This is a genomic window from Caballeronia sp. LZ016, assembly GCF_031450805.1.
Lineage (GTDB): Bacteria > Pseudomonadota > Gammaproteobacteria > Burkholderiales > Burkholderiaceae > Caballeronia.
This window is the reverse complement of record NZ_JARTVY010000004.1, coordinates 83488-110397: the sequence shown is the minus strand read 5'-3', so window position 1 is coordinate 110397 and position 26910 is coordinate 83488. Positions and strand designations below refer to the sequence as shown.

General features: G+C 65.2%; 24 protein-coding genes. 11 read left to right on the top strand and 13 right to left on the bottom strand.

All coding sequences use genetic code 11. The features are described 5' to 3' along the window. The first annotated feature begins 15 nt into the window (after nucleotides 1-15). The 4 genes from P9220_RS20975 (at nucleotide 16) to P9220_RS20960 (ending at nucleotide 5527) form a co-directional block, all read left to right on the top strand. Entirely contained in the window at nucleotides 16-954 is a 939-nt protein-coding gene (locus P9220_RS20975) for a LysR family transcriptional regulator (RefSeq protein WP_309767389.1), read from the top strand. A 103-nt stretch (nucleotides 955-1057) separates the two neighbouring features. After that, nucleotides 1058-1477: an inner membrane protein YiaA gene (gene yiaA, locus P9220_RS20970; RefSeq protein WP_309767388.1), complete on the top strand. Its 420-nt coding sequence runs from the start codon at nucleotides 1058-1060 to the stop codon at nucleotides 1475-1477. Between the two features lie 123 nt (nucleotides 1478-1600). Further along, nucleotides 1601-2785 (top strand): GGDEF domain-containing protein, encoded by a 1185-nt coding sequence (locus P9220_RS20965; RefSeq protein WP_309767387.1) that lies wholly within the window; start codon nucleotides 1601-1603, stop codon nucleotides 2783-2785. Nucleotides 2786-3007: 222 nt separating this feature from the next. Beyond that, nucleotides 3008-5527 carry a PAS domain S-box protein gene (locus P9220_RS20960; RefSeq protein ID WP_309767386.1) on the top strand — a complete coding sequence of 840 codons (2520 nt, stop codon included), beginning with the start codon at nucleotides 3008-3010 and terminating at the stop codon, nucleotides 5525-5527. Between the two features lie 6 nt (nucleotides 5528-5533). Here the strand turns inward: P9220_RS20960 and P9220_RS20955 are convergent, their stop codons facing one another. After that, complete coding sequence (locus P9220_RS20955; protein ID WP_309767385.1) at nucleotides 5534-6307, bottom strand: DeoR/GlpR family DNA-binding transcription regulator; 774 nt, start codon at nucleotides 6305-6307, stop codon at nucleotides 5534-5536. 278 nt (nucleotides 6308-6585) lie between these two features. Here P9220_RS20955 and P9220_RS20950 point away from each other — a divergent pair, with 278 nt between their 5' ends. The 4 genes from P9220_RS20950 to P9220_RS20935 all read left to right on the top strand — a co-directional run bounded on the left by P9220_RS20950 (nucleotide 6586) and on the right by P9220_RS20935 (nucleotide 11368). After that, entirely contained in the window at nucleotides 6586-7593 is a 1008-nt protein-coding gene (locus tag P9220_RS20950) for a 2-keto-3-deoxygluconate permease (protein WP_309767383.1), read from the top strand. Further along, on the top strand, nucleotides 7590-8903 hold the full coding sequence (locus P9220_RS20945) for a four-carbon acid sugar kinase family protein (RefSeq protein WP_309767382.1): 1314 nt from the start codon (nucleotides 7590-7592) through the stop codon (nucleotides 8901-8903). Before P9220_RS20950 ends, P9220_RS20945 begins: the two co-directional genes overlap by 4 nt. Nucleotides 8904-8913: 10 nt before the next feature. Then, complete coding sequence (gene pdxA, locus P9220_RS20940; protein WP_309767381.1) at nucleotides 8914-9915, top strand: 4-hydroxythreonine-4-phosphate dehydrogenase PdxA; 1002 nt, start codon at nucleotides 8914-8916, stop codon at nucleotides 9913-9915. Between the two features lie 73 nt (nucleotides 9916-9988). After that, complete coding sequence (locus tag P9220_RS20935) at nucleotides 9989-11368, top strand: CoA transferase (protein WP_309767379.1); 1380 nt, start codon at nucleotides 9989-9991, stop codon at nucleotides 11366-11368. Here P9220_RS20935 and P9220_RS20930 read toward each other — a convergent pair whose 3' ends face one another. The 5 genes from P9220_RS20930 to P9220_RS20910 form a co-directional block, all read right to left on the bottom strand. Continuing rightward, nucleotides 11369-11719, bottom strand: coding sequence for a DUF1801 domain-containing protein (locus tag P9220_RS20930; protein WP_309768210.1), 351 nt, complete (start codon nucleotides 11717-11719; stop codon nucleotides 11369-11371). It abuts the gene before it with no gap. A 29-nt stretch (nucleotides 11720-11748) separates the two neighbouring features. After that, entirely contained in the window at nucleotides 11749-12858 is a 1110-nt protein-coding gene (alr, locus tag P9220_RS20925; protein ID WP_309767378.1) for an alanine racemase, read from the bottom strand. Between the two features lie 115 nt (nucleotides 12859-12973). Beyond that, nucleotides 12974-14632, bottom strand: coding sequence for a PQQ-binding-like beta-propeller repeat protein (locus P9220_RS20920; protein WP_309768209.1), 1659 nt, complete (start codon nucleotides 14630-14632; stop codon nucleotides 12974-12976). A 313-nt stretch (nucleotides 14633-14945) separates the two neighbouring features. Beyond that, a complete protein-coding gene (locus P9220_RS20915; RefSeq protein ID WP_309767377.1) occupies nucleotides 14946-15269 on the bottom strand; it encodes a hypothetical protein in 324 nt (107 codons plus the stop codon). Between the two features lie 64 nt (nucleotides 15270-15333). Then, nucleotides 15334-15582 carry a hypothetical protein gene (locus P9220_RS20910; RefSeq protein WP_309767376.1) on the bottom strand — a complete coding sequence of 83 codons (249 nt, stop codon included), beginning with the start codon at nucleotides 15580-15582 and terminating at the stop codon, nucleotides 15334-15336. A gap of 308 nt (nucleotides 15583-15890) precedes the next feature. Between P9220_RS20910 and P9220_RS20905 the strand changes: the two genes are divergently transcribed. Continuing rightward, on the top strand, nucleotides 15891-16094 hold the full coding sequence (locus tag P9220_RS20905) for a hypothetical protein (RefSeq protein ID WP_309767375.1): 204 nt from the start codon (nucleotides 15891-15893) through the stop codon (nucleotides 16092-16094). A gap of 21 nt (nucleotides 16095-16115) precedes the next feature. On the opposite strand, the gene P9220_RS20900 is transcribed toward P9220_RS20905, so the two are convergent. Both P9220_RS20900 and P9220_RS20895 read right to left on the bottom strand, forming a co-directional pair. Then, entirely contained in the window at nucleotides 16116-17312 is a 1197-nt protein-coding gene (locus P9220_RS20900) for an amino acid aminotransferase (RefSeq protein ID WP_309767374.1), read from the bottom strand. A 34-nt stretch (nucleotides 17313-17346) separates the two neighbouring features. Next, nucleotides 17347-18750 carry an amino acid permease gene (locus P9220_RS20895; protein WP_309767372.1) on the bottom strand — a complete coding sequence of 468 codons (1404 nt, stop codon included), beginning with the start codon at nucleotides 18748-18750 and terminating at the stop codon, nucleotides 17347-17349. Between the two features lie 354 nt (nucleotides 18751-19104). Here P9220_RS20895 and P9220_RS20890 point away from each other — a divergent pair, with 354 nt between their 5' ends. Continuing rightward, a complete protein-coding gene (locus P9220_RS20890) occupies nucleotides 19105-19356 on the top strand; it encodes a hypothetical protein (protein ID WP_309767370.1) in 252 nt (83 codons plus the stop codon). A 50-nt stretch (nucleotides 19357-19406) separates the two neighbouring features. Continuing rightward, nucleotides 19407-19568, top strand: coding sequence for a hypothetical protein (locus P9220_RS20885; RefSeq protein WP_309767369.1), 162 nt, complete (start codon nucleotides 19407-19409; stop codon nucleotides 19566-19568). Nucleotides 19569-19587: 19 nt separating this feature from the next. Here the strand turns inward: P9220_RS20885 and aroQ are convergent, their stop codons facing one another. From aroQ to P9220_RS20860, 5 genes are all read right to left on the bottom strand, one after another. Next, nucleotides 19588-20025 carry a type II 3-dehydroquinate dehydratase gene (gene aroQ / locus P9220_RS20880; RefSeq protein WP_309767368.1) on the bottom strand — a complete coding sequence of 146 codons (438 nt, stop codon included), beginning with the start codon at nucleotides 20023-20025 and terminating at the stop codon, nucleotides 19588-19590. Between the two features lie 103 nt (nucleotides 20026-20128). Further along, nucleotides 20129-23422 (bottom strand): ATP-binding protein, encoded by a 3294-nt coding sequence (locus tag P9220_RS20875; RefSeq protein WP_309767366.1) that lies wholly within the window; start codon nucleotides 23420-23422, stop codon nucleotides 20129-20131. After that, nucleotides 23422-24087, bottom strand: coding sequence for a response regulator transcription factor (locus P9220_RS20870; RefSeq protein WP_309767364.1), 666 nt, complete (start codon nucleotides 24085-24087; stop codon nucleotides 23422-23424). The genes P9220_RS20875 and P9220_RS20870 overlap by 1 nt, the downstream gene beginning before the upstream one ends. Nucleotides 24088-24384: 297 nt before the next feature. Next, on the bottom strand, nucleotides 24385-24732 hold the full coding sequence (locus P9220_RS20865; protein WP_309767362.1) for a hypothetical protein: 348 nt from the start codon (nucleotides 24730-24732) through the stop codon (nucleotides 24385-24387). Nucleotides 24733-25133: 401 nt separating this feature from the next. Beyond that, nucleotides 25134-26903 carry a methyltransferase domain-containing protein gene (locus P9220_RS20860; RefSeq protein WP_309767360.1) on the bottom strand — a complete coding sequence of 590 codons (1770 nt, stop codon included), beginning with the start codon at nucleotides 26901-26903 and terminating at the stop codon, nucleotides 25134-25136. Between the last annotated feature and the right edge of the window lie 7 nt (nucleotides 26904-26910).

Genomic DNA, 26910 nt, shown 5'->3' with positions numbered 1-26910 from the left:
GTATAACTTTCCCTCATGACGCCGTCGCTCAACTCTATCCTCTCGCGCCTGCATGTGCGGCAGTTGCGCTTGCTGATCGCGCTCGAAGAACGCGGTTCGCTGCTGGGCGCGGCGAAACAACTCGCGCTGACGCAGCCGGGCGCGAGCAAGGCGCTGCATGAGATCGAAACGACCTTCGGCACGCCGCTTTTCGTGCGGACACATCGCGGGCTGGAGCCGAACGCCGTCGGCCATTGCGTGATCCGCTATGCGCGGCTCATTCATACGGATATCGCGCATCTGCGGGAGGAGATCGTGGGCATCATGCGCGGCTATGGCGGGCGCGTGTCGGTCGGCGTGATCATGGGCGCGGTGCCGCTCGTCACCGATGCGATCACCGCAGTCAGCACGCGTCAGCCGGAGATGTCGGTGGAGATCGTCGAGGATACGAGCGCGAGCCTGCTCGGCCTCATCGACGCCGGGCGGCTCGATGTCGCCGTGTGCCGTACGAGCGTCAGCCAGACGCCGTATCTGTACGACAGCGTCATCGTGCAGCAGGAGACGCTTGCCGTGATCGCAAACGTCGATCATCCGCTCGCCAGGCGGCGACGCGTGGCGCTCGCCGACCTCGCGAAGCATCGCTGGGTGGTGTATCGCGCGAACATGCCGATGCGCCTGCTGCTGGAGCGCGAGTTCCACGATGCGGGGCTGCGCTTTCCATCGCATCTGCTGGAAACCACCTCCGCATTCGCGACGCTCGCGCTCTTGCAGAAGAATCCGTCGCTGGTCGCCCTCGTGTCCGTCGATGTCGCGCGCTTTTGCACGGCGCATGGCGTCGTGTGCACGCTGCCGCTTGCGTTCACGTCGAAAAGCGAGCCGTACGAGATGGTCACGCGCCGCGATGCGCAACTCTCCGCGGGCGTGCGCCTGCTGATGGATGAGATCGTGCAGGCGGGTAGCAGCGCGGGCGCGTGAAAACACCAGAACCGTAGCCTTTCTCTCATAAATCTTCCCTGTTAGAGTGCCAGCCCTTAAGCCGGCTTGCCGGCGTCTTTCGGGCATTCAAGGAACTCAACAAATGGTTAGCATCCCTTCGCAACGCCCCTCTCCCGCCTTCGTCGCTGCTTCGTGGGGCGCGCTGTTCGCGGGTTTCGCCGCCTATCTGGTCGGCCTGTGGAATGCGGGCATGCAGTTGAACGAGAAGGGCTATTACTTCACGGTCCTGGTCTTCGGCCTATATGCGGCAATCTCGTTGCAAAAGACCGTGCGCGATCGCACCGAAGGCATTCCGGTGACGACGCTCTATTACATGCTGAGCTGGATTGCGCTGACGCTCGCCGTCGCGCTGCTCGTGGTCGGCCTCGTCAATGCGACGCTCGAACTGAGCGAAAAGGGTTTCTATGCGATGTCCTTCGTGCTCGCCCTGTTCGGCGCAACGGCCGTACAGAAGAACACGCGCGACATTCAGGCGGCAGCAGAGCCATCCGCAAACGATTGACCATCGATTCGAACACGCACCGAACCGCGCAACCATAAAGTTCGATCCTTTCATTCCGTTATCCGATGTGTGGGACAAAGCTCCCGAAGGCCATGCACTTGCACGGCCGCGCACATCGCAGACATGGACCAACAGATCGAATCATTTACCCTCCCGCGCGGGCGCGCCGCGACGTGGCTGCTGCACGCGGGCCCGGACATTCCGCGTGCGATCCGCGCCGCGCTCGTCGGCAGCCTGTTCGGCACGCTGCCGATTTTCGCGGGCGGCGTGTTCAATACGATCGCGGTCGCGTGGGTGCTGCAGCGGCGGCATCCGTCGTTCGCCTTCGACGCCTGGCTCGCGCTCGAAATCGCCGTCTGCGTCGCGCGGCTCGCCGTGCTGATCGTCGCGCGCCGCCGCGCCCGCGCGGGCAAATCGACGCTCACCGACACGTACGTGCTGCTCGCGCCGCTGTGGGGCGCGACCGTCGGCTACGGGGCGCTCGTCAGCGTGCTGTCGGGCGACTGGGTGGCCGCGACGCTGTCGTTTCTTTCGGCGGCCGCGATGGTCGGCGGCATATGCTTCCGCAATTTCGCCGCGCCGCGTCTCGTCGCGGTGATGATCTTCCTGTCGCTCGGGCCGTGCTGCATCGGCGCACTGCTTTCGGCGGAACCGACGCTTCTTCTGACGCTGCTGCAAATCCCGTTCTATCTTTTCGCGATGAGCGCCGCCGCGTGGCGTCTCAACCGCATGCTCGTCTCGACGATGAAAGCCGAGCAGGAAAACGACCGCCGCGCGCGTCACGACGAACTGACCGGCCTGCTCAACCGCGCCGGGCTGTTTCAGGCGGTGCGCTTTCGCATGCGCTGCGGCCGTGCGGACGAACACGCGTTCGATGCGCTCCTCTATCTCGATCTCGACGGCTTCAAGGCGATCAACGACGCCCGCGGCCACGAAGTCGGCGATACGCTGCTCGCGCTCGTCTCGCGCCGCCTGCGGCAACTCGCGGGCGATGGCGCGCTGGTCGCGCGGCTGGGCGGCGACGAGTTCGTGATCGTCGCGCCGCCGCACGCCGATCCGCTCGCGCTCGCGGACCGGCTCGTCGTCGAATTGGGCAAGCCGTTTCATACCGATGGCGACGGCGAACTCACCATCGGCGCCAGCATCGGCATCGCCATGTTCGATCAGCATCACACCGAACTGGACGGCGTGCTGCGCGATGCGGACACCGCGCTCTACGCGGCGAAACGCTCCGGCAAAGGGCGCTGGGTGGCGGCGAGCCGCATAGAATCGACCTCCGACGCATCCGGCGAAACCGCGCTTGCCTGAGAGGAGGCGCCATATTGTCCGATGGACTGACGGAATGCGTCGTTATTACCGGATTGCAATGCCTGCGCGCCGCATTAAATCAGTACGCCTTTCCCCCTGACTTTCATGCGGACGATAAAAAGTACCCGTCGCATTATTAAGCAAACGTTTGACTGCCTTTTGTGTTTCAATTAGCGGACGATATACCGCTGCTAATCTCCGCGATTGAATCGCGTTTCACCGATGCATAAACGGGCCATGCGTTTTCAGTACGAGACTTCATCACCGGATAGAAGAACCAAGGCCCAACACAATCGTCGCGCTCATTTCGAGCGGTGGTTCGCCACGTTCGCGAGCCTCGCGCATTCCCGGCTGCCTCTGCCGGACTATCTGCAAAAAGTCACCGACACGCTGCGCGAAGTCGCGGGCGTCGCATCGTCGGTCATCGAATGGATCGAGGGCGACGAGCTTGTCTATCGCGCGGCGAGCGGCGCGGCAGCGAGACACGTCGGCACGCGACTGCCGTCCGCCGGCAGCCTCTCGGGGCTGTGCATCGCGCGGCAGGAGGCGCTGATCAGCCGCAACACGGCCACCGATCATCGCGTGGACCGCGCGGCGTGTCAGGCCGTCGGCGCGGCCTCGATGGTGGTCGCGCCCGTCATCTATGACGGCCGCTCGGTCGCGGTGCTCAAGCTCATCTCCAGCGAGCCGGAACAGTTCAGCCAGGCGGATATCGCGATCCTCAACGCGTTCTGCGCGTGCATCGCGGAGACCATCGCGCGCGAGGAAATCGCACAGGAGCATCGCCAGCTCGTCGAGCAGCACGCAAGCGTCAGCGCGACGCTGAGCGTGGAATCGTCGCTGCGCGTGGAGTTCGAGAAAAAGCTCGCGGATGCCCTGCGCCGCCGCCGGACGGTGCTCGACAACGCGCACATCGCGTTCGTTTCCATCGACGAAGCCGGCATGGTCATCTACTGGAACGAGGCGGCGACGAAGCTTTTCGGCTGGCGCGCGCAGGAAGTCATGAACCAGGACCTCGCGCTGTTCATCGTGCCGGAACGCCACCGCGCCGCGCATCGCGCCGGTCTCACGCGCTATCTGGCGACGGGCGAGGCGCGCGTCATCGACACGCGCGTCGAACTTCCCGCGAAGCGCCGCGACGGCAGCGAGTTCACCGCCGAACTGACCATCAGCGAGGTCTGGTACGAAGGGCAGCGTCAGTTCACCTGCTTCATCCACGACATCACCGACCGCCTGCGCGCGACGGAAGCGAATCATCGCCTGCGCCTGCTGATCGATTCGGTCAGCGACTACGCCATCTACATGCTGGATCCGAACGGCATCGTGCGCTCGTGGAACGACGGCGCGCACGCGCTCTACGGCTATACCGCCGACGAGGCCATCGGCCGGCATCTCGCGCTCTTCCATCCGCCCGACGAACTGGGCCGCGACCGTCCCGGCGACATCATCCGGCGCGCGAGCGAGCACGGCCGCGTCGAGCACGAAGGCTGGCGGGTGCGCAAGGACGGCTCCGAGTTTTGGGCGCACGTGACCTTGAGCGCGATGCCGTCCAAGGAGGGCGGCGCGCAGGATTTCGTCGCGATCACGCGTGACATGACCTCGCGCCGCCGCCTCGAAGAACTGGAGGCGTCGAGCCGGCGCATGAACGAGTTCCTCGCGCTCCTCGGCCACGAACTGCGCAACCCGCTCGCGCCGATCCGCAACGCGGTGAGCATTTTGAAACTGAAGGCATCGGACGATGCCGACGTCATCCGCAGCCGCCAGATCGTCGACCGGCAGCTCGCTCACCTGACGAAGCTCGTCGATGACCTGCTCGAAGCGGGCCGCGTGAGTTCGGGAAAGATCCGCCTGACGACCGATATCGTCGATATCGCGGAGGTGGTGCATCTGAGCGCCGAAGCCAGCCAGCCCTCGTTCGATGCGCGGCAGCAGCGGCTCGTCGTCGAGGAAAGCGGGCAGCGCGTCTATGTCAACGGCGATCCGACGCGGCTCGTGCAGGCGCTCAATAACCTGCTGAACAACGCATCGAAGTTCAGCCCGGCCGGATCGACCATCACGCTCGAAGCCGGCGCGCGCGGCGGCACGGCGCTGCTGCGCGTCACCGATCAGGGGCGCGGCATTTCCGCCGATGCGCTCGGCGCCGTGTTCGATCTCTTCGTGCAGGAACATCCGCCCGGCGCGCATGCGGACGAAGGCGGTCTGGGCATCGGGCTGACGCTCGTGCGGGCGATCGCCGAACTGCATGGCGGACACGTCGAGGCGCGAAGCGACGGGCCGGGCAAGGGCAGCGTCTTCAGCCTGTGGCTGCCGCTCGCGCAGGCGACAGCGCACGAACCGCCGAAGCCCGCCGCGCCGGAAGCGTCGGCGAACCGGCAACTGGAAGTGCTCGTCGTCGACGACAACCGCGATTCCGCCGACAGCATGACGCTCGTCGTCGACATGCTCGGCCATTCGGCGCGTTCCGCCTACGACGGCCAGGAGGCGCTGCAGCGCTTCGACGAACGGCGGCCCGACGTCGTGCTGCTCGATCTTTCGATGCCGGGCCTCACGGGCTTCGACGTGATTCGCGGCATTCGCGAGCGGGCGCAACAAGGCGGCGCGCACGTGGTCGTCGCCGCGATGACCGGCCTCGGTTCGGACGAAGACGTGGCGCGCACGGGCGCGGCGGGCTTCGACGCGCATCTGACCAAGCCCGTCGATCTCAACGAAATCGAAGCGGTGCTCGCGCTCGCCGCGCGATGAGCGCGCCTACTGCGCGTCCATCTCCGCCCGCTCCACCTTCACGCTGCCGCGCTGCTCGAAGCGTTCGATGGCGGCGTCATCGGCAAAGGAATCGGTGACGAGCGTCCACTCCCGCTCGAGCGGCGTCCAGTGCTGCTGGCTCGCGCGCTCCAGCTTCTCCGATGTCACCAGGACGAACACGCTCGCCGCCTGCGCGACGATGCACTCCTTCAGGAACGCCTGCTCCGCCGTCGCCTCGCATAGCCCTCGCCCCGCGACGACGCCATCTGCGCCGAGGAACGCCTTGTCGAAGGTAAGCCGCGATAGCGCGACCTGAGCGATGGGCCCGAGCGTGCTCATGCTCGAAGGCCGCACGTCTCCGCCGATGAGCGTGACGCGCACATCCGCCGAGGCGAGCGCACTCACCGCCAGCAGATTGTTCGTGATGACCTGGATCGCCTTGTGCCCCGCGAGACATCGCGCGAGCGCGGCGGTCGTCGTGCCGCCGTCGAGAAACAGCGTGTCGCCGTCCTGCACGTGCCGCGCCGCCGCCCGCGCGATGGCTTCCTTCTGTTCGCGGAAGCTCTCGCGGCGCGTATCGAGCGATTCCTCCGGTTCATGCACGCCGACCGACGCCGCGCCGCCGTAAGTCCGCACGATCCGGCGTTCGTCGGCGAGCGCGCGCAGATCGCGCCGCACCGTCGCTTCCGACATGCCGAAGTGCTCGCACAGCGCGGCGACATCGTTCATGCCGGATAGCACGGCCTGCAGCATCGCCTCGCGGCGTTTCTCGACTTTCATGCGATTCCTGTGGTTGGGCGTTGAGCGTTGCGCCTCGCGGGCGGCGAGCCGCCAAGTGTATCGAATCCCGCGCCACTCCCAGGCCCGCGCGATGCTGATACGGAGAAAGTGTCGCCGTGATCGTTCCGATCATTCATTGCGCAGCAAGTGCGCGATTCGATCAGTGTAAACGCTTAGACACCGATAATTGCGCGCGATCCGCGCAATCATTACACTACGGTTTGATTGCATCGATCATTTTCTGATCGGATCGACAGAATTCCTTCCCGGAGACACCCATGGTTCAGATTCCCATCAAGCGCGCAGTGGAGCGCGTACCCGGCGGCATGATGATCGTGCCGCTTCTGATCGGCTCGCTCATCGCAACCTTCCTGCCGGGCATGCCGAAATTCTTCGGCTCGTTCACGAATGCGCTCTTTACCGGCGCGCTGCCGATCCTCGCGGTCTTCTATGTCTGCATGGGCGCGGGCATCGACGTGAAAGCCACGCCGTACCTGCTCAAGAAGGGCGGCGCGCTCTTCGTCACCAAAGTCGGCATGGCGATCATCGCGGGCATCGTGCTCGGCCACTTCCTCGGCGAGCAGCCCATCAGCTCCGGCATGTTCGCGGGCATTTCGACGCTCGCCGTCGTCGCCGCGATGAACGACACCAACGGCGGCCTGTACATGGCGCTGATGGGGCAGTACGGCCGCAAGGAAGATGTCGGCGCGTACACGATCATGTCGCTCGAATCCGGCCCGTTCCTGACGATGGTCACGCTCGGCGTCGCGGGTCTTTCGGCGTTTCCGTGGCCCACGCTCGTCGGCAGCATCCTGCCGCTCGCCGTCGGCATGCTGCTCGGCAACCTCGACCGCGAGATGCGCGATTTTCTGGGCCGCGCGGTGCCGGTGATGATCCCGTTCTTCGCGCTCGCGCTCGGCGCGGGACTCGACCTGCACAAGGTATGGCAGGCGGGCCTGCTCGGCATCGGCCTGGGCCTCGCGGTGGTCGTGTTCACCGGCATTCCGCTTTATTTCGCGGACCGGCTGACCGGCGGCACCGGCGTCGCAGGCGCGGCGGCGGCGAATACGGCGGGCAATGCGGCGGCGGTTCCGGCGCTGATCGCGGCAGCCAATCCGGTCTATGAAGAAGCGGCCAGGTCGGCGACGCTGCTGGTCGCGGCCTGCGTCGTCGTCACGTCCATCGTCACGCCGATCCTCACGGCGGCGATTGCGAAGCGGGTGAACGCCCGCAACGACGCCCGCGCCACGCTCGACGCAAGCGCCAAGCGCGGAGCCGCTCAATGAGCGCGCAGTCCACGAGCATCCTGATTCTCGCCGACGACCTCTCCGGCGCCGCCGATTGCGCGATCGCGTTCGCCGCGGCAGGCCGCAAGACGGTCGTCACGCTGGACCCGCACGCGCCGGACGAAGGCGCGACGGTCATCGCCGCCGATACCGACACGCGCCGCCACGCTCCCGCCGATGCCGCCGCGCGCGTCGACGAGGCATTGCAGGCGCTGCGGGCGCCCGGCCGCCGCCTGTACAAGAAGATCGATTCGACGCTGCGCGGCAACTGGACCGCCGAAGTCGCGGCGCTCGCACGGCTCGCCGGTTGCGCGATCGTCGCGCCCGCGTTTCCGGCGACGGGCCGCGCGGTGCGCGATGGCGGCGTCTTCGTGCACGGCGTGCCGCTCGACGCGACGGAAACGTGGCAACTGGAACACGCGGGACAAGACGCACGCCTCGGCGCAATGCTCGAGGCAGCGGGCCTGAAATGCGCGCACATCGGGCTTTCGACCTTGCGCGACGCGCCGCACACGCTTGCCGCCCGCATTGCGGCGGCGGCGGCGGAAGGCATCAGCGCATTGATCGTCGATGCCGAAACAAGCGACGATCTCGCCGCACTCGCGCGCATCACGGCATCGCTCGATACGCCCTTCTTCTGGGTCGGCTCCGGCGGCCTCGCGCGCGAACTCGCCGCGCTGCCCGACCTGTTTGATGCGCCCGCTGCAACGACGGCGCGGCCCGCATCGGCGGATGTGGCGCACGGGCCGGTGCTCGCGCTCGTCGGCAGCCTGTCGGCGGTTTCCGAGCGGCAATGCGCGATGCTGCGCAGCGAAGCGGGCATCGCGGAGCTGATCGTGCCGCCCGCGGTGCTGCGCGACGGCGCGCGTCATCCGCAATGGAACGCCTGGGGCGACGACATCGGCTCGCGGCTGCGTGGCGGGCATGACCTGATCGTGCGAATAGGACGCGACGACGCCTTCGATCCCGCCGAAGGCGCGCATCTTTCGAACGCGCTCGCCGCGCTCGTCGCGCCGCACTTCGATACGCTCGGCGGGCTGATCGCGACCGGCGGCGAAACCGCCCGCGCGATGCTCGCGGCGGCGAACGTCGGCAGTCTCGAACTCGTGCGCGAGATCGAAGCCGGCGTGGCGCTGGGCCGTGCGACCACCGCGAACGCCGCGAACGCCGCCAACGGCGCGGCCATCGTCACGAAAGCCGGCGCGTTCGGCAGCGAGCACGCGCTATACGGCGCGTACCAGCATTTACGCGGACAGCCCGCCGTGGCCGAAGCCGCGCGGAAACAGAACGCACGCGAAACCTCTATCTGAACGAACGACCATGACCAACTATCTCCCCGTAATCGGCATCACGATGGGCGACGCAAGCGGCGTCGGCCCGGAAATCGTCGTCAAGAGCCTCGCGCATGAAGCCGTGTACCAGCAGTGCCGCCCGCTCGTGATCGGCGATGCGCGCCGTCTCGAACGCGCGATCGAAATTACCGCCGTGCGCGCGACCGTGCGGCGCATCGAGGATGCGTCGCAGGCGCAGTATCAGCCCGGCGTGATCGACTGCATCGACCTCGAACTGATCCCCGACGATCTGCCGTTCGGCCAGCTTTCCGCTGTCGCGGGCAATGCGGCCTACCGCTACATCGCGCGCGCCGTCGAGCTTGCGCAGGCCAATCAGATCGATGCGATCTGCACCGCGCCGCTCAACAAGGAAGCGCTGCACGCGGGCGGTCACAAGTTCCCCGGCCACACGGAAATGCTCGCGCATCTGACGGGCGTGGACGAAGTGTCGATGATGCTCGTCGCGCCGAAGTTGCGCGTGATTCACGTGACGACGCACATCGGCATCATCGATGCCATCCGCAAGATCGAGCCGGGCCTCGTGCGCCGCACGATCGAGCGCGGCAACGCGACGCTCGTGAAGGCCGGCATTGCGAAGCCGCGCATCGGCGTATGCGGGATCAACCCGCACGCGGGCGAAAACGGCCTCTTCGGCTACGGCGAGGAAGAAGAGAAGATCATTCCGGCGGTGAAGGCGCTGCAGCACGAGGGACTCGACGTGACCGGCCCGCTGCCCGCCGATACGCTGTTCTATCGCGCGGGGCGCGGCGACTTCGATCTCGTCGTCGCGATGTATCACGATCAGGGCCACGGGCCGGTGAAGGTGCTCGGGCTGGAAGCAGGCGTCAATGTGACGGTCGGGCTGGATGTGATCCGCACGTCGGTCGATCACGGCACGGCGTTCGATATCGCGGGCAAGGGCATCGCCGATGAAGGCAGCATGCTCGAAGCGCTGCGGCAAGGCGCGGAACTGGCGACGCGGCGCGGCTGAACTGCGCCGATCGGGAACGCGTCGCCATTCGGGGCGACAATGCGGCATCTCCCACGCCGACGCGATCCCGACCATGCCCGACTCTTTCGAGACACTGACGCATCTCTGGCAGCTCGCCGGCCTTCCCGGCGACGCGCTTTCCTACGCGGAATTGCCGGGCGAAGACCCGGTGTTCCCATCCACGTTCGCGGTCGGCACGGCGGCACAATCGACGATTGCAGCCGCCGCGCTCGCTGCCTGCGAACTCGCGCATGCGCGCGGCGTGGCCCGTCAAAGCGTGACCGTCGACATGACGCATGCGGCGGTCGAATGCACCGGCCACTTCATGCTCGACGGCAACGCGCCCGAAACGTGGGGCCCATTCTCGGGCCTTTACCGTTGCGCTGACGGCTACGTGCGCATTCACGCGAACTTCGCTCATCATCAGGACGGCGCGTTGCGCGTGCTGGGCCTCGATCCTGGCTCGGCCACGCGCGACGACGCCCAGCGTGCCCTGCTCGACTGGCGCGCCAGCGATTTCGAGGATGCCTGCGCCGGGCGGGGACTCGTCGTCACGATGCTGCGCAGCTTCGACGATTGGGACGCGACGGCGCAAGGACGCGCCATCGCCGCGCAACCGCTGATGACGATCACGCGTATCGGCGATGCGCCGCCGCGCGAATTGCCGGCGCTGTCGTCGAACGATCGCCCGCTCGCCGGCGTGCGCGTGCTGGACTTGACGCGCATTCTGGCCGGTCCGGTCGGCGGGCGCGCGCTCGCTGCGTTCGGCGCGGACGTGATGCTCGTGAACTCGCCGCATCTGCCGAACATCTCCGCCATCGCCGATACGAGCCGCGGCAAGCGCTCGGTGCAACTCGACCTGCGCAGCGGCGATGACCGCGCGGCGCTTTGGCGTCTCATCGACGACGCGCATGTCTTCTCGCAGGGGTATCGGCCGGGCGGGCTGGCGGCGCTCGGCTTCGCGCCGGAAGCCGTGGCGCAGCGCCGGCCGGGGATCGTGTATGTGTCGCTGACGGCGTACGGCACGCAAGGACCGTGGTCCGGGCGGCGCGGTTTCGATTCCCTCGTGCAAACCGCGATGGGCTTCAACGCAGCCGAAGGCGAGGCGGAAGGCGCAGGCAAGCCGCGCCCCTTGCCGATGCAGATGCTCGACATGGCAAGCGGCTTTCTGATGGCATTCGGCGCGGCGGCCGCGCTCTGGAAGCAGCAGCGTGAGGGCGGAAGCTGGCATGTGCAGGTGTCGCTTGCGCAGACGGGGCATTGGCTGCGCGCGCTCGGGCGGATCGAGGGCGGTCTGCGCGCGACCGTCCCCGATTTCGCGCCTTATCTCGAACGGCAGGCATCCGGTTTCGGCGAGCTTGAAGCGGTGCGGCCGAGCGCGCAGCTTGCACGCACGCCGGCCGGCTACGAGCGCGTTTCCGAGCCGCCGGGAACGTCCGAGCCGCGGTGGTGATCAGGGCTTCTTCTTCGCCTTGCTCCGATTCAGGTCGATGGCCGCGCGAACCAGAGCTTGGAGGCCGTCCACATCCACTTCGTCGCCTTCGAAGTAATCGATCGCGCGCCGCGTGTTGCCGTCCAGCCCGGCGTTGAAGAGCTTGCCCGGATCGGCGAGCATCGCGCCGTGCGCGAACGTCAGCTTCACCTTGCCCTTGTGTGCATTCGCGACGGCGATCATCCCGTCGCAATACCACACGGGGCTGCCCATGTACTTCCATTCTTCGACGATGCCGGGATCGGCTGCGAGAATCGCCTTTCGCATGTTCGCGAACGTCGCGCCGCGCCAGTCCGCGAGTTCCGCGATCATCCGGTCGATGCGTTCGGTCGCGTTCACGATCAGGCCTCCGCGGGCAGATCGACCGCTTCCGTCGACTGCACTTCGACGGGCACGCGCCGCGCGAGCGCGCACATCAGTTCATAGCCGATGGTCCCGGCCGGCTCCGCGACCTCATCGACGCGGACGTGATCGCCCCACAACTGCACCGGCGAACCGATGCCGGCCGCCGGGCACGGCGTGAGATCGACGGTCAGCATGTCCATCGACACGCGCCCGACGAGGCGCGTGCGCACGCCATCGACCGCGACCGGCGTGCCGGCGGGCGCGTGGCGCGGATAACCGTCCGCATAGCCGCACGCGACGACGCCGATGCGCATCGCGCGGTCCGCCGTGAAGGTGCGCCCGTAGCCGATGGTTTCGCCCGGCGCGAGCGTCTGCACGCCGATGATGCGGCTCGAGAGCGTCATGGCCGCGCGCAGCGGCAAGCCTTCGATGTGCCGCGCGCTGCCCGTCGGCGATGCGCCATAGAGGATGGTGCCCGGCCGCACCCAGTCGCGATGCGCGCGCGGATGCCAGAGCACGGCCGCCGAATTCGCGAGCGACCGCGTGCCGGGCAGGTTCCGGGTGGCGGCGTCGAATTCGTCGATCTGCCAGTCGATGCCGCCATCGTCCGCGTTGGCGAAGTGGCTCATCAAACCGATGCCGCCGATCTTGCCGATGGACGCCATATCCGACGCCCGCCGCCAGGCGCGGCTGAAGGCATCGGGCCGGAACCCGAGCCGGTTCATGCCGGAGTTCATCTTGATCTGAATGTCGATTGGCTGGCGCGGTCCGGAGGCATCGAGCAGATCGAGTTGCTCGTCGCAATGCACGGTCACCGTCAGCCGATGACGGTCCGCGATGTCCACGTCGCGCGCATCGAAGAGGCCTTCGAGCAGCAGGATGGGCTTGGTCCAGCCGAGTTCGCGCACGCGCACCGCTTCGTCGAGATCGAGCAGCGCGATGCCGTCGGCCTGCCCGAGCGCCGGGTAAATGCGCTCGATGCCATGCCCGTATGCGTTCGCCTTGACGACCGCCCACACGCGCGACGACGACGCCGTGCGCCGCACGAAAGCGATGTTCTCGCGGATCGAATCGAGGTGGATGCGCGCGGAAATCGGGCGAGGCATGGGCGGAACTCCTGTTTGGCTCGTTGTTAGTCGATTGTGCGATCGTATCGAGTCAAACGGAGTTCTTGTTATTCTTGTGCGGGGGGTTTTTAGGGGAAACGACTGCGCGCGACACCTACCGCCCAAGCAACCCGAACACCGCCACCCCGCCCTTCGTCCCCACATAAACCTTGCCATTCGCGATCGTCGGCGTGATGAACTTGTTGCCCGGACCGAACTGATCGCGCGCGCCCGCCTGATTGCTGTCGTACAGCGACCGCGCGAGATTCGACGCGTCGTACGCGTGCAGCGTCGCAATCGTCCCGTTACGCGCCGCCCACACGATGCCGTTCGCCGCGCCGTTCGCCGATATGCTCGGCGTCGCGCCCGGAAAGCCGAACGTGGTCGGCGTCTGGCTCGCGGGCGTGGCCGAGAGCCGCGCGTTCGTGATCGTGAACGCCTTGATGTTGTCGCCGATCGCGCCGAAATACACCGTGCGATTGAAGTACGCGGGCATGCCGAACATCGCGCCGCGAATCTGCCCGACCAGTTCCTGATAGATGTGATCGGCGTTCGAATCGAACTTGCCCATCGAATCGCGGTTGACCACGTAGATCACCGCGTTCTTCCCCGCCCCCAGCGCGAGCCGCCGCACCGCGCCGCTCGCGTCGGCCAGGTCGGGCAGCACGAGCGCGCCGCCCGAACCCAGATCCTCGTCCGCGTTCGACTGCTGCACCGTGTTCGACGGCTGGAAATAATCGGTGACGGCGAGCGCCGGCGTCGTGCCGAGCTTCAGAAAACCATTGCCGAAGTTGCCGTGAAGCGGCATCTCCTGCGCGTTCAGGGTAGCGTCGAACGTGCCGTTGCCATCGAGAAAATAGATCGACGCGCCATCCGACGCGAGCCCCGCGCCGCTCATCCAGATCGCGCCCATCTGCCCGTTCGGCGTCACGTTCAGCACGCTCGCCTGCTGCAGCGTGGCCGCGTCGTAGCCGATCACCCAGCCGGTGTAAGGCATGAAGTCGCAATGCGATGTCCACGCCGTATAGACGACGCCGTTCAGCAGCAGTAGCGACGCGCGCTCCGCATACTGGCCGGGATCGAACACCACGCGCCCGTTCTGACTCGCCGCGCCCGTCCCCGGATACGACGCGGCGATCTCCGTCGGCCCGCCGAACAACTCCGCGCCCGTCGCGATGTCGAGCGCGTGAATGCGCTGGTGATAGCGGCCCGCGCCGTCCTTCGACATGCCGACGACGTACATCGCGCCGTTCGGGCCGCGCGCGCGATCGATGACCGGTGTCGCGGTGATGCCGATCGTCGGCGTGATCTGCCCGCAGCCGTGATCGTCGCTGGGCGATTCGCCGTCGGCGAGCGTCGTGGCCTTCCAGAGCGTCGCGCCGGTGTCGGCGTCGAAGGCGTAGACGCTCGCGTTCTCTGTTGCGACGTACAGCACGTCATGCGTGCCGCCCGCAATCGATACGCTGGCGAGAAAGAGCGGCTGCGCGTCGACGGGGCCGTCGACCGGATAGACCGCGAGCTTGCCGAAAGTCGTCGAATTGACGTTGGCGGGCGTAAGCACCGTTTCCGCGAGTTGCTGGCCGGTGCGGCCGATATCGTTGTGGTAGGTGACGACGTCCATCGCGTTGGCGACGGCGCCCGAAGCCGCCGGCGCGCCGGATGCAGCCGGCGGCGCGGATGCACCGGCGCCCACGTTCGGCGAAGACGAGGAAGAGGAAGAGGAAGAGGAAGACCCGCCCCCGCTGCATCCCCCGGCAATAGCGAACGCGGTCATCAAAGCGAGCACCAGCGAAAGCAGGACGGCACGACCCGACAGATGCGGCTTCACTGCAGTCTCCTTCTCCCGACCGGCACGAACGATTGCGGCGTTTTGCCATCTTCCGACGCCTTTGCGGCGTTGCAATCAACCGTGCTAATATAGGGAAACTACCTAGGTAGTTAACCTAGTCTCACAGTTAATCAAGGAGTTGCGTCATGGGAGTGTTCCTTCCTTTTTTCTCGATGTTGTCCGCTGCGGTCCGCGACGCCCTTAAGGCACGCGCCAAGGTCAGCGCGTTGATGGCCGAGGCCTACCGCCGCGCGGGATACTAAAGCGGCCGCGGCCAGCGGCCGCCGTGAACGGTCGTCGCGTGCGCGTCCGAAAGCAGCGCGGCTTTAAGGTCTCGCCGCTCGGAGAAGCGCGGCGAGTCAAACCACAGCAGAAGTTCCTCGCGCCAGAAGCCCCAGGCGTTCTCGTCGAAATCGAAGTCCTCGTCGATGCAGCCGTTGTCGCGCAGATACGCGCCGACCACTTGCGTCCCGTTCCAGTACGCGACGGCCACATCGGTCAGATCGGCGGTCATGCCGCGCGGCAGATCGCGCAGCAGCATGGCGAGGTGCGCCCTGAACGATGCGAAGTTGGTCGGTCTCATCGCGTGTTCCGCCTCAAAAAGTGCGTTGTAAGACGATGCGGCGCGCGTTCTGTCCACGGCACGATCAGCCGAATGCGCCCTTGTTCAAGTCTTTCTCGAACATGGTCACCCATGCGGTGCCGTGCCCGATGCGATATTCGCGCTCTTTCAACGTCGAGCGCCGCACGATCGTGACGTGTCCCTGCAACGGATAAACATCGTCCACTACTTCGGATTCCCCCGCTTCCTGCACGAGAAAATCGTCCGCATCGATGCGATGCCGCGCGAGAATCGCCAGAAAGTCCGCTTTTTCGTCCGGTGCGATCACTGACATGGCGGCCTCCACGATCGAACGCTGCTGCATTCAAGGTAGCACACGCAAGGACGAACGGCGATGCCAATTGCCACACCCGTGGCACGCGCGCGCCGCACGCGAATTGCTTGCACTCGCGCGATGATTCGATGGAGACGCTCGCCGATGACGAACCCGACCTTTCGCCGCGCGCTGTGTTGCGCGGCGCTCGCCGCGTCCGCGCACGCACATGCGCAGGACCCGGGTTGCGGCGTGCTGCAAGGCGCGTCGGGCAATACGCTTTCGTTGCGCGAAGGTGAACGCGCCGATCTGATCCAGGGCGGCACGCCGTGCATGGCGCGCTGCATGTGTATGCCGACGGCGCGGTGTATCGCGTGTACTGGCAACCGGACGGGAGCGCCGAGCAATATGTGCTGGCGAATGCGGGAGAGAACGGCGTGCGGCTGGTTTCGACGCCGCCGCGCGGAACGAAAGTGGACGCGGGACCGGGCACGCTGCCGCCGCAGCAGGTGCAGTCGTGTCCCGCGTTGTGAAGCCGATCGTTGTAACGCCGATTACTTTGCCAGCACCTTGCCGATCGCATCGGCGACGGTCTGCACGTTGCTGTCGTTCAGGCCCGCCACGCACATGCGGCCCGAGCGCAGGATATACACGCCGAACTCTTCTTTCAGGCGATCGGCCTGCTCGGCCACGAGCCCCGTGTACGTGAACATGCCGCGCTGCTTCAGATAGCGCGTGAGCATTTCGCCGCGCACGTGGTCTTTCAGGCCATCATGAATGGCGCGACGCATCCGCGCGATGCGCTCGCACATCGCCGCGAGTTCATCGCGCCACGATTGCGCGAGTTCGGGCGTCGTCAGCACCTTCGTGACGATCTTCGCGCCGTGCGTCGGCGGATTGCTGTAGTTCGCGCGCACGGCGCTCGTCAATTGGCCGAGCACGCGGTCGGCTGCGGCGGCATCGTCGCAAATCACATGCAGGCCGCCGCAACGCTCGCCATACAGCGAGAAATTCTTCGAGAACGAATTGGCGATGAACGCCGGCACCCCGCGACGCGCAAGCTCGCGCACGGCGAACGCGTCGTCGTCGAGGCCGGAGCCGAATCCCTGATAGGCCATATCGACGAAGGGCAGCAACTCGCGCCGCTCGAGCACGTCGATGATCTTGACCCACTGCGCTTCGTCGAGATCGACGCCCGTCGGATTGTGACAGCACGCGTGCAGCAAGACGACGCTCTTCGCGGGCAACGCGTCGATGGCGTCCAGCATCGCATCGAAACGCAGGCCGCCGGTGGCTTCGTCGTAGTACGGATACGTGTTCACTTCGAAGCCCGCGCGCTCGAAGATGAAGCGATGGTTCTCCCACGTCGGATCGCTGACCCACAACTTCGACGCCGGAAAATAGCGCTTGATGAAATCCGCGCCCACTTTCAGCGCGCCCGAACCGCCGAGCGTCTGCACGCTGGCGATGCGGCCGTCGGCGCGCGCCGGGCTGTCGTTGCCGAACACGAGCGCCTGCACGGCATCGCGATAATGCGCGAAACCGGCCATCGGCAGATACGGCTTCGGGCCGGGATCGTTCAGGATCGACAGTTCGGCTTCGCGCACGGCCTGCATCACGGGCAGGCGGCCGGCGTCGTCGAAATAGATGCCGATGCTCAGATTGACTTTGTCGGTGCGCGGGTCCTTCTGAAAGTTTTCGTTGAGCGACAGGATCGGGTCGCCGGGGTAGGCATCGATATGTTCGAACATGGTGTCGGAATCGGATCGGAAGCGGAAGGAAGGATCAGCGAGACGGCGCACGGCGCGGCGCGCCCGCGTCGTCGCCGCGACTTTTGAGATAGTAGCCGATTCCCAGAACCGCGAGCCAGATGGGGATCAGGTACACCGACAGCCGCAGCCCCGGCGTCTCGAACATCACCCAGACGATGCCCGCGACGAACGCAAGGCAAAGATAGTTGGTGAGCGGAAAGCCGATGCTTCTGAACGACGTCGCCACGCCGCGTTCGCGCTTGTCGCGGCGAAACTTAAGGTGAATGACGCTGATCATCGCCCAGTTGATGACGAGCGCCGACACCGCGAGGCCCATGAGCAATCCGAACGCGCGGCCCGGAATGAAGTAGTTGATCAGCACGCACGCCGCCGTGACGAGCGCCGACACACACAGCGCCGCGATCGGAATGCCGCGCGCGTTCACGCCGCAGAGCGCACGCGGCGCATTGCCCTGTTGCGCGAGGCCGTAGAGCATGCGGCTGTTCGCATAGACGCCGCTGTTATAGACCGACAGCGCGGCGGTCAGCACGATCACGTTCAGCACGTTCGCCACGAGCGTGCTGTTCATCTCGCGAAAAATCAGCACGAAGGGGCTGCCGCCCGTCGCGACCTTGTCCCACGGATACAGCGACAGCAGCACGCCGAGCGCGCCGATATAGAAAATGAGGATGCGGTAGATGACCTGGTTCGTTGCGCGAGGAATGCTGTGCGACGGGTCTTCCGCTTCCGCCGCCGTGATGCCGACCAGTTCCAGCCCGCCGAACGAAAACATGATGACGGCCATCGACATGACGAGCCCGCTCACGCCGTAGGGGAAAAATCCGCCGAGCTTCCAGAGGTTCGTCACGCTGGCTTGCGGCCCTGCGTGACCTGAAACCAGCAGGTAGCCGCCGAACAGAATCATGCCGACGATCGCCGCGACCTTGACGATGGCGAACCAGAATTCGAGCTCGCCGTAGGACTTCACGCTCGTCAGGTTGATCGCGTTGACGATGACGAAGCACGCCAGCGCCGATACCCATGTCGGCAATGCCGGCCACCAGTACTGCATGTAGATGCCGACGGCGGAGAGCTCCGCCATGCTGACGAGGATATAGATGGCCCAGTAGTTCCAGCCGGAGATGAAGCCCGCCGCGCGGCCCCAGTACTTGTCGGCGAAATGGCTGAACGAGCCGGCGACGGGTTCGTCGACGACCATCTCGCCCAGTTGCCGCATGATGAAGAACGCCATGAGCCCGGCGATCGCATAGCCGAGCAGCACCGATGGGCCCGCCAGCCTGATCGTCTCCGCGACGCCGAGAAAGAGTCCGGTGCCGATCGCCCCGCCGAGGGCGATCAACTGGATGTGGCGGCTCTTGAGTCCGCGCCTGAGTGCTTCGGGCGATGTCGCCGTCGCGCCTGTATTGCCTGAAACCATGATCGATGCCTGCCTTCACTGCCCGTCCGCGCGTCGCCGCGACGCCCGCCGCCGCAACGTCTATAAAAACGCACGAAGTGTTGTTTTTCTGCGAGGAGAAATTCCCGCCGCCCCGCCATACGACCGCTTCGCTTCCCTTTCCGCCCGGACCAAAGTACGCGATTTTACAGCCCCACCGCCCGCAAAGCCTTGTGGAGCGGACTTGCGGCGGATTTCTAACCGTTTCGCGCCGTGCGTCGCGCGCGCCCCAAGCCGCGAAGAACAGGAAGTGAGGCCGGAATTGGGGCTTTTTCGGAGGATTGAGTTCGGGACCCGGCGCGCAGAATCACTTCATCCACTCAACGGGGAAGCGCCATGTTCCAGACGATGCAAAAAAACGCCGCGCCGCATCACATCGCGAATCTGAATGCATACGCGCACCTCGGCGCCCCGGCGGCCGAAGCCGATCTGCTTGCCCAGCTTCAGGCCGCCTCCGACAACGTGCTGCGCCTCGCCGGCGAACTGCATGCAAACGCGGACGCCGACGCCGATTCCCTCACCGAGCAGCACGCCATCGCGCAACGGCTGATCGGCCAGTTGCTCGCGATGCCCGCATCGCAACGCTGATTCATCGCCGCACCGCTCATCGCTCATCGCACTGAAACTGGAAGAACGAAATGAACTACTTGACCATCATCGCGGTTGTCTGGACGGTCTGCGCAATCTTCGCGGTGCTGTTCATCCGTGGAGCGACGGCGCAGGAACGCAAGCCGGCGCGCGTCGCCGCTCGCCGGGAGCGCGCTGCGGCCACGGTCAAGACGGCCGCTCGCATCTCCTGAGCGCGTTCCTGAAGCGGCATCACCGAATCGCGGATGCCGCCGCGCGCAAGCCGAGCAGATAGCTGTCCACGCCGAAGCCGCAGATTTGCCCCTTCGCGATTTCGGCGAAGACCGAGTGGTGACGGAACGGCTCGCGCGCATGAACGTTCGACATGTGCACTTCGACAATGGGCACGGTCAGAATGGCGAGCGCATCGCGAATGGCGACGCTGTAATGCGTCCACGCACCCGCGTTGATGACGACGGCATCGACCTTCTCGGCGAAAGCCTGGTGAATGCGCGCGCACATTTCGCCTTCGATGTTCGTCTGATAACACTCCACCTCCACGCCCAGTTCCTTGCCGAGCGCGTTCAGTTGCTCGTCGATTTGCGCGAGCGTCGCCGTGCCGTACTGCTTCGGATCGCGCTTGCCGAACATGTTGAGGTTGACGCCGTGCAGCGTCAGGATCTTTGCCATGATGTGTCCTCGAAGGTGGATGCCGCAGGCTGTAACGGGCAGATTCTGCAGTCCGTGACGCGCGATGACAATAGCCTCGACCCGGCGCCTCGCAATGCCGCCGCTATTTGTACTGCGCCTGCAGCGATGCGTGCAGCATGTCGCGAAGCTCGATCAGGTCGCCGCGCAGCAACGCGGTGAACGTGTCGACGTCCTCGACCCACTGGCCCGACTCCCGCAGCACCGTTCTCAGCTCTTCGCACTGGTCGTATAGCATCGACGGACCGAGCACCGTCATGCCGCCCGCCAGCTTGTGCGCCCATCCGCGCAATTGCTGCGGGTCCTTCGCGCGGCAGATGCGGTCGAGCGAAACGATATCCTCGTCCAGTTGCGTGACGAGATCGCGCATATACGCGGCGGGGATCGTCGGAAAGCGCGGCGGCAGGTCGTCGTCTTCAGCGTCGTCGAGCCGATGAATGTCCGCTTGACCGGCATGCTCCGCGCGCGCTGTCTGCAACACCCCTGCGAGCACGGCGAGCGGAAGCGGCTTCGTCAGATAATCGGTGAAGCCGCGAGCGCGGCCCGCTTCCACGTCCTGCGTGCTCGCGCTTGCGCTGACCGCGTAGACGCGCATCGACGGGTCCAGCGCGCGGGCGGCGACGAGCAGTTCCGCGCCCGACATCTTCGGCATGTCCATGTCGGTGAGCACGATATCCACGCGATTCTTGCGCAGCAGATCGAGCGCCTCTTCGCCATCGGCCGCCTCGAGCACGGTTGCGCCGAGCGTGAGCAACTGGTCGCGCAGCAGCCCGCGATTGAGCCGGTTGTCTTCAGCAATGACGACGGTCGGGCCTGCCGTGCGCCCGGACGGCACAGGCGTCGCATGGACGATGCCGGGCAGCGTGACGCCGCGCTCGCGTCCCCGGAGAATGTCGACCGCGTCCTTGAATCCTTTTACGCTGAAGATGCTCACTTCGAGCACGCCGTCATCGCTCTGCACGGGAACGAGCGGCCCGTTCTGTGTCATGCGGATCAGGCGTGCGGTGTCCTTCCAGGCCAACTGGATCTCCTTGTCAGTGAACTCGTCGGTGGCGATCAGATAGTCGCAACCGTCCGTCGACGCAGCGCCCGGCTGCGACATGAACGTGAGCGAGCTGCGTTCCGGGTCGTACAGATTCTCGAACCATTCGCGATACTCGTTCGCGCGGCACAGGATGGCAGGCCGGCCGCCGAGCATGACCGCATCGCTGGCCGCGCTCGCCGATACATCGACGGCGAGCGGCAGCGACACACGAATACGCGTGCCGACGCCTTCCGTGCTGTCCAGTTCGATGCGGCCTTTCATCAACTGGCAAAGCCGCACGCAAATGGATAGCCCGAGCCCGGTGCCGCGCGCCTGCGAGAGACGATGGGCGTCGCCCTGCATGAACGGCTGAAAGAGCTTTTCGCGCTGCGCTTCCGGAATGCCGATGCCCGAATCCGCGACGCTCAGCGCGAGCGCACCCTCGGCCCAGCGCGCCCGCACGACGACCTTGCCCGAATACGTGAACTTGAGCGCATTGCCGAGCAGGTTGTTGAGTATCTGGGAGACGCGGATCGGGTCGAAGAACAGCTTCGCCGGACACGAGCGGTCGATCACGACGAAGAGCCGCAAGCCCTGCCGGTTCGCGAGCGGCGCATGCGCGATCATCACGCGCACGACGAGATCGCGTATCGAGCCCCACTCCTCGGCGAGCTTCATTTCGCCGATATCCATCTTCGAGAAATCGAGGACATCGTTCACGACTTGCAGAAGCGCGCTCGCGGATGCCTGCATCGCCTGGACGCGCGCTTCCTGTTCGGCGACGAGCGGCCCGAGCGCGACGAGCTCCAGATTGCCGACGAGGGACGACAGCGGCGTGCGAATCTCGTGGCTCATCGATGCGAAAAAGCTCAGCTTGGCCTTCGCGGCGGCATCGCTCGTTTCCTTGGCCGCACGCAGAAGGCGCTCGACTTCGTGGTGCTCGGTGATGTCGGCGATTGCGCAGAAGAGCACATCCGTCTTGTTCACCACCGCCGACGCATACGAAATCTTGAGATGCACCGTCGCGGCGTTCGGCTTGTCGAGCGAATACTGAAGCTGTCGGATCATGGCTTCTTCGCCCTCTTTCGCCGGCGCGATGCCGTTCGCTTCGAGCGCTCCGCGCAGGCCTGCGGGCAGTCGCATGGACGCGTCGGTCAGATCGAGCACCGAGCGCGCGACCTGGTTCGCCGCGATGACGTTGAAATCGCTGCGAAGCGCGATGCACAGGCCAACGGGGGTAGCGTGTACGAGAAGGTGATTGAGAATGTCGCCTTCCACCGCGCGGCACGCCTGTTCGTAAGTTCGCGTGAGGAAGCGGTAGTTCCAGTATCGGTACATCGCGATCAGCATCGCGATGAGCGTTCCCGTCACGAGCGCGATGATGATGGCCGGCTCACGCTGCGATGCAAGCCGCGTCTTGATGGGCAGCACAGCGACGATATGGCCGATGCCGAGCGCGAGCGGTTCGAGCCGCATGCCCCATCCGTGGCCCGGCAGCCAGTGGTAGGAACCGACCTGACTCTTGGCCAGGCGTGCGTTGGCGTATCGCGTGTACTCGGTGTCGTCGCCGCCGATCACGCGTCCGTCCGCAGCGAAAACCGCAACCTGCGATTCGAGCGCGCGGGGCGCCACGCGGCGCAGCGCGACATCCGGCGCAAGGCTCGTGAACACGAAGCCGAACGGCTGCTCGTCCCGCGCGACGACCACGAACAAAACCACCGTGGGCTTGAGAAAGCCCAGCGATGGCGGCGCGAGGAACCACATGACGCGCCGGGCGTGCGCCGCATCGAGCGGTGCGATCTCGTGCGTGCTCATGTAGATCTTCGCTAACTGTACGAGCGCGGCGAGTCTTTTGGACGGAGCCACCTTGTCGTCGGTTTCTTCGAACACGCCGAAACCATGCGAGACGCTTCCGTCGAACGACACGTACTGAAGTCTCGGCGGCGTGCTTTCTTCCGGAATGAGTTGACGCGCGGCCTCGCATGCTTCGGCGAGCAGCTTGTCTTCCCGGCCGGAAGGGTATGCGTGGCAGCGGGGCTTGTTGGCCAGTGTCTGAACGTCCAGCTTCGGCGGGACTGCGCCCACTTCCAGCAGCAGGCTGCCGGGCGTGAGCATGTTGTAGCGGCTGAACACCGAGACGTTGATGCCGCGCATCGCGGCCTGCACCGCGTCCTGGTCGGTCTTCAACGAGGCGGTCAATACGAAGACCGCGGTCGCGGCGGCGCCGCACAGCGCGGCAAAGATCAGCAGCGCGACGGCGATCGCGAAGATGCGCCGCTCCCGCTTGAGGTTGTTTTCCAGCATCCGCAGCATCTGCAGAGGCGAGTTCTGCGATGCGGCGAAGAAACGCTCCATCAGGCCAGTCCTGTCTTGGCGGCGTACTTGACGAGGTCTACGTGGTTCTCGACATGCAGCTTGCGCATGGCGGAGCGCTTCTGAGTCGCGACCGTCGGCACGGACCGGTTGAGGGTGCGCGCGATCTCCGTGACCGAAAGCCCTTGCGCGAAGAGGCGCACGACTTCGAGTTCACGCGGAGAGAGCGGCTGGGCGCGCGCAAGGTCTTTCGTCGTCGATCCCTCGCGGGCCAGGCGATGCTGAATCTTCGGCGAGATGATGGTTTCCTTCGTGGCGAGCGCGCGCAGGCTGATCTGCGCGAGTTCGCTCGCAGGCTCTTCCTTGCTCACGATGGCGGCAACGCCCAGCTTGCACAGTTCATGGAACATGCCGCCGCTCGTGGTCATCGTCAGGATAACGAGCGGAATGTCGGGATAGGAGCGGCGCAGCCTGCTGACGAGGCGCAATCCGTCGAGTTCGACTTCCGCATCGCCCTGCATGACGAGGTCGGTGATGATGAGATCGGCAGGCTGCTTCTCGAGCACGCGGATGAGCTCCGCGCCCGAGTTCACCGTTGCGGCGATCTGATAGCCGGGAAGCTTCGCGAACTGGTCCGAGACGGCCATGAGAACGATGGGATGGTCGTCTGCCAGCACCACTCGGACCGTGCGGATGCTTTCGTTCATGCGCGCACCGTCGGGGAGGCTCTCAACGTCTGTATCGGAACCCGAAACAGACGCAGGGCTTCCCGCGAAAGAAGCAATAGACGAACAGGCCGGTTCATCAGTACGTCCCCCGAACGAGTATGCGCATTCAGGATTCATTCTAGGATAGCGCGCATCGCATTGAAAGACGTGCAGACACGCTCTCATACGTGTCATTTTGGCCCCTTCATCATGGACTCTTTTCATTCCGGTGTTCACAGTAAGCTCCACAAGTCTGTCGGTGAGACACGAGACGCACTCGCCGTTAGGGCAAAAGCTTCACCGCATGGGCAAGCCATTGCGTGATGCGTCGTTGTTCTTGCCCTTGCTGCCGTGATGCGCGCTGGACTGTCCGAGTTCATGAAGCGGCATGGATGTGATGCGGCGCGTCTTGTCCACTTTGCCTCGCCTGCTTTGCGCAAACAGCACGCACGTAATAAGGAGCATGCAGGCGATGAAGCCTGTCGCGATGGTCAGCACCGGCCACGAACGCCAGGTATCGAGTGCGAACACCGCAAGAAGGAAGAAGGACATCGCGAAGAATACCGGGACGAGCACCATTGAAGCGATGCCTGCAGCGTCGAAGGCCTTTTGCGCGATTCGGCGAATCGAATGGATTACGGACATACTGAGCACCCGGGAAGGAACGCGACAGGCGGCCGTTCGTGACGCCTGTCTGCAGAAGAGCAACGCAATCTGTAGTATCGAAACCTTCGCCGTACATCGACCGCGATCTTGAGTTGATTCGTTGGCTCGCAAAGCTTGACTGTATTCAACTGAGCAAGGCCGTTATATCGAAGAATGTCGAACCTGGTCCGCGTGCGTCACCCGCAAGCCTCGTTTTCGACCGGTCGGCGCTTTGCAAAAAAAAGCCGCCTGGACGGCGGCGAAAAGGGTCGATCGGTGATGAAGCCAGCGCGTCGCAGCGCCTCCTTGGGGGTCGGTCGCGCAGCTTTAAAGAACAGTTACATCTTCGCGCTTGACACCCCTTGCGGATATAGACGGAATTCGAAACACGCCGCTAGACATCAAGCTGTGAGCGTGCGTTCCGACTTCTCCATCACGAGTTGCCGCATGTGCCCGCCGATGCGCGCCACGACTTCCGACCAGTCGCATCCGAAGCGGCGGCGGAAAAGCCGCATCGTCGGATACCACGGACTGTCTTCACGCGTGTAATGCCAGCGCCAGTCGCCGAACGCGGGCAGCATGAGCCAGACGGGCTTGCCCATTGCACCAGCCACATGAGCGACGGATGTATCCACGGTCAGCACGACGTCCAGCGCTTCGATTGCGGTCGCGGTCTGCGCCATCGTGTTCAGGGCCGGGCCGATGTCGTGGAAGTTGCGATAGAGCTCGCCATAGCGTGCGGCTTCGTCTGCGCCTGCGCCTTTTTGCAGGCTGAAGAACTCCACGCCAGGCAACTTGATGAGGTTGTCGAGCACGCCGAGCGACGGCAGTGAACGCTGGCTGTCGTTCTCGTGCGTCGGGTTGCCCTTGAACACGAGGCCCACTTTCAGCTTTCGCGCATCCACGGACGGCAGCTTCGGCTCGATGCCTTGCGGCGCGCGCAGATAAGGAACCGTGGACGGCAGTTTGTCCAGGCTGAGCGGCAGATGCGCCGGAATGGCATGCGGGAACACCCAGTAATCGATGGCCGGCATCGAAGAGACATTGTTCACGTCGATGACGTCGTCCGCCGTGCCCGATGCTTCGTACAACTCGACGAGCGGCGACTGGCAGACGACGACCACGCGCTTCGCGCCGCATCGCTCGCGGAAAATCTTCGCGAATCGAAGGAAGAAGATTTCGTCGCCGAGACCGAACTCGCTCCAGATGGCGATGGATTTGCCCGCAAGCAGTTCGCCGTTCCATTGCGGAACATCGCGCGGCGGTTCGGCCGTGGTGCGGCGCTTCCAGCCCAACGGGCCCATGAGCGATTCGCGCAGCGCGAAGCCTTCCTGCAACTGCCCGCGGCCGATCGTGTGGAGCGCCTGATACAGCCGCGGCAGATGCTCGCCCGGCAGACGTTCGACGCATTGCTTCCAGAGCGCGTCGGCGGCTTCGGGCGTGTCCCAGCGCAGTGCATCCATCAGTCCGCGATGGTACGTCTCGAAGCGATACGGATACAGCCGCATGGCCGCCTCGCTCGCCGCGAATCCTTCCTCGCGGCTTCTGGCGATCCCGATGGCTGCGACCATTTCACCCGCCGTCGGCACCGCGCGCTTGCGCAGCACGATTTCGATCGCGCATTCGGCGACGCCATCGGCCGTCTGATCGGCTTGCGGGCGGCGCGCATCGTAGCCGTCGCGCACGAGCGTAATGCGCTCGCAGTCGGCTACCGGCGACATCGCCTGCACGAGTTCCAGCACGTTGATCGATTTCGGCAGCCGCTTGTCCGCCTTGCAAATGGTGAAGCTCGCCTTGTGCGAAGTATTGAAGCGGCTCGGCCACACGCCCTTGCCATAGAGGTCTTCGTCGGGCAGCGTGACGATTGCATGACCGCCGGGCTTGAGCACATCGAGCCAGCGCGCGAGGGCCTTGTGCGGATTGTCCTGCTCCGCCAGCAGATGGCTCGAATGAACGAAGTCGAGCGACGCGTCACGGATGCCATCGAGCGTCGTCGCGCTGCCTTGCGCCGGCGTCCACGACACGACCTTGCCGATCCGGGGAAACGCTTGTGCATGCGCCGAGAGAGGATCGTCGGCAGGGCCGATGTCGAGGCCGTCGCCGACCAGATAATGTTGTGCGAATGCGGTCTCGCGCGAGCGGCGCAGAACGGCTTTGCTGGTTTCTTTCATGATCGTT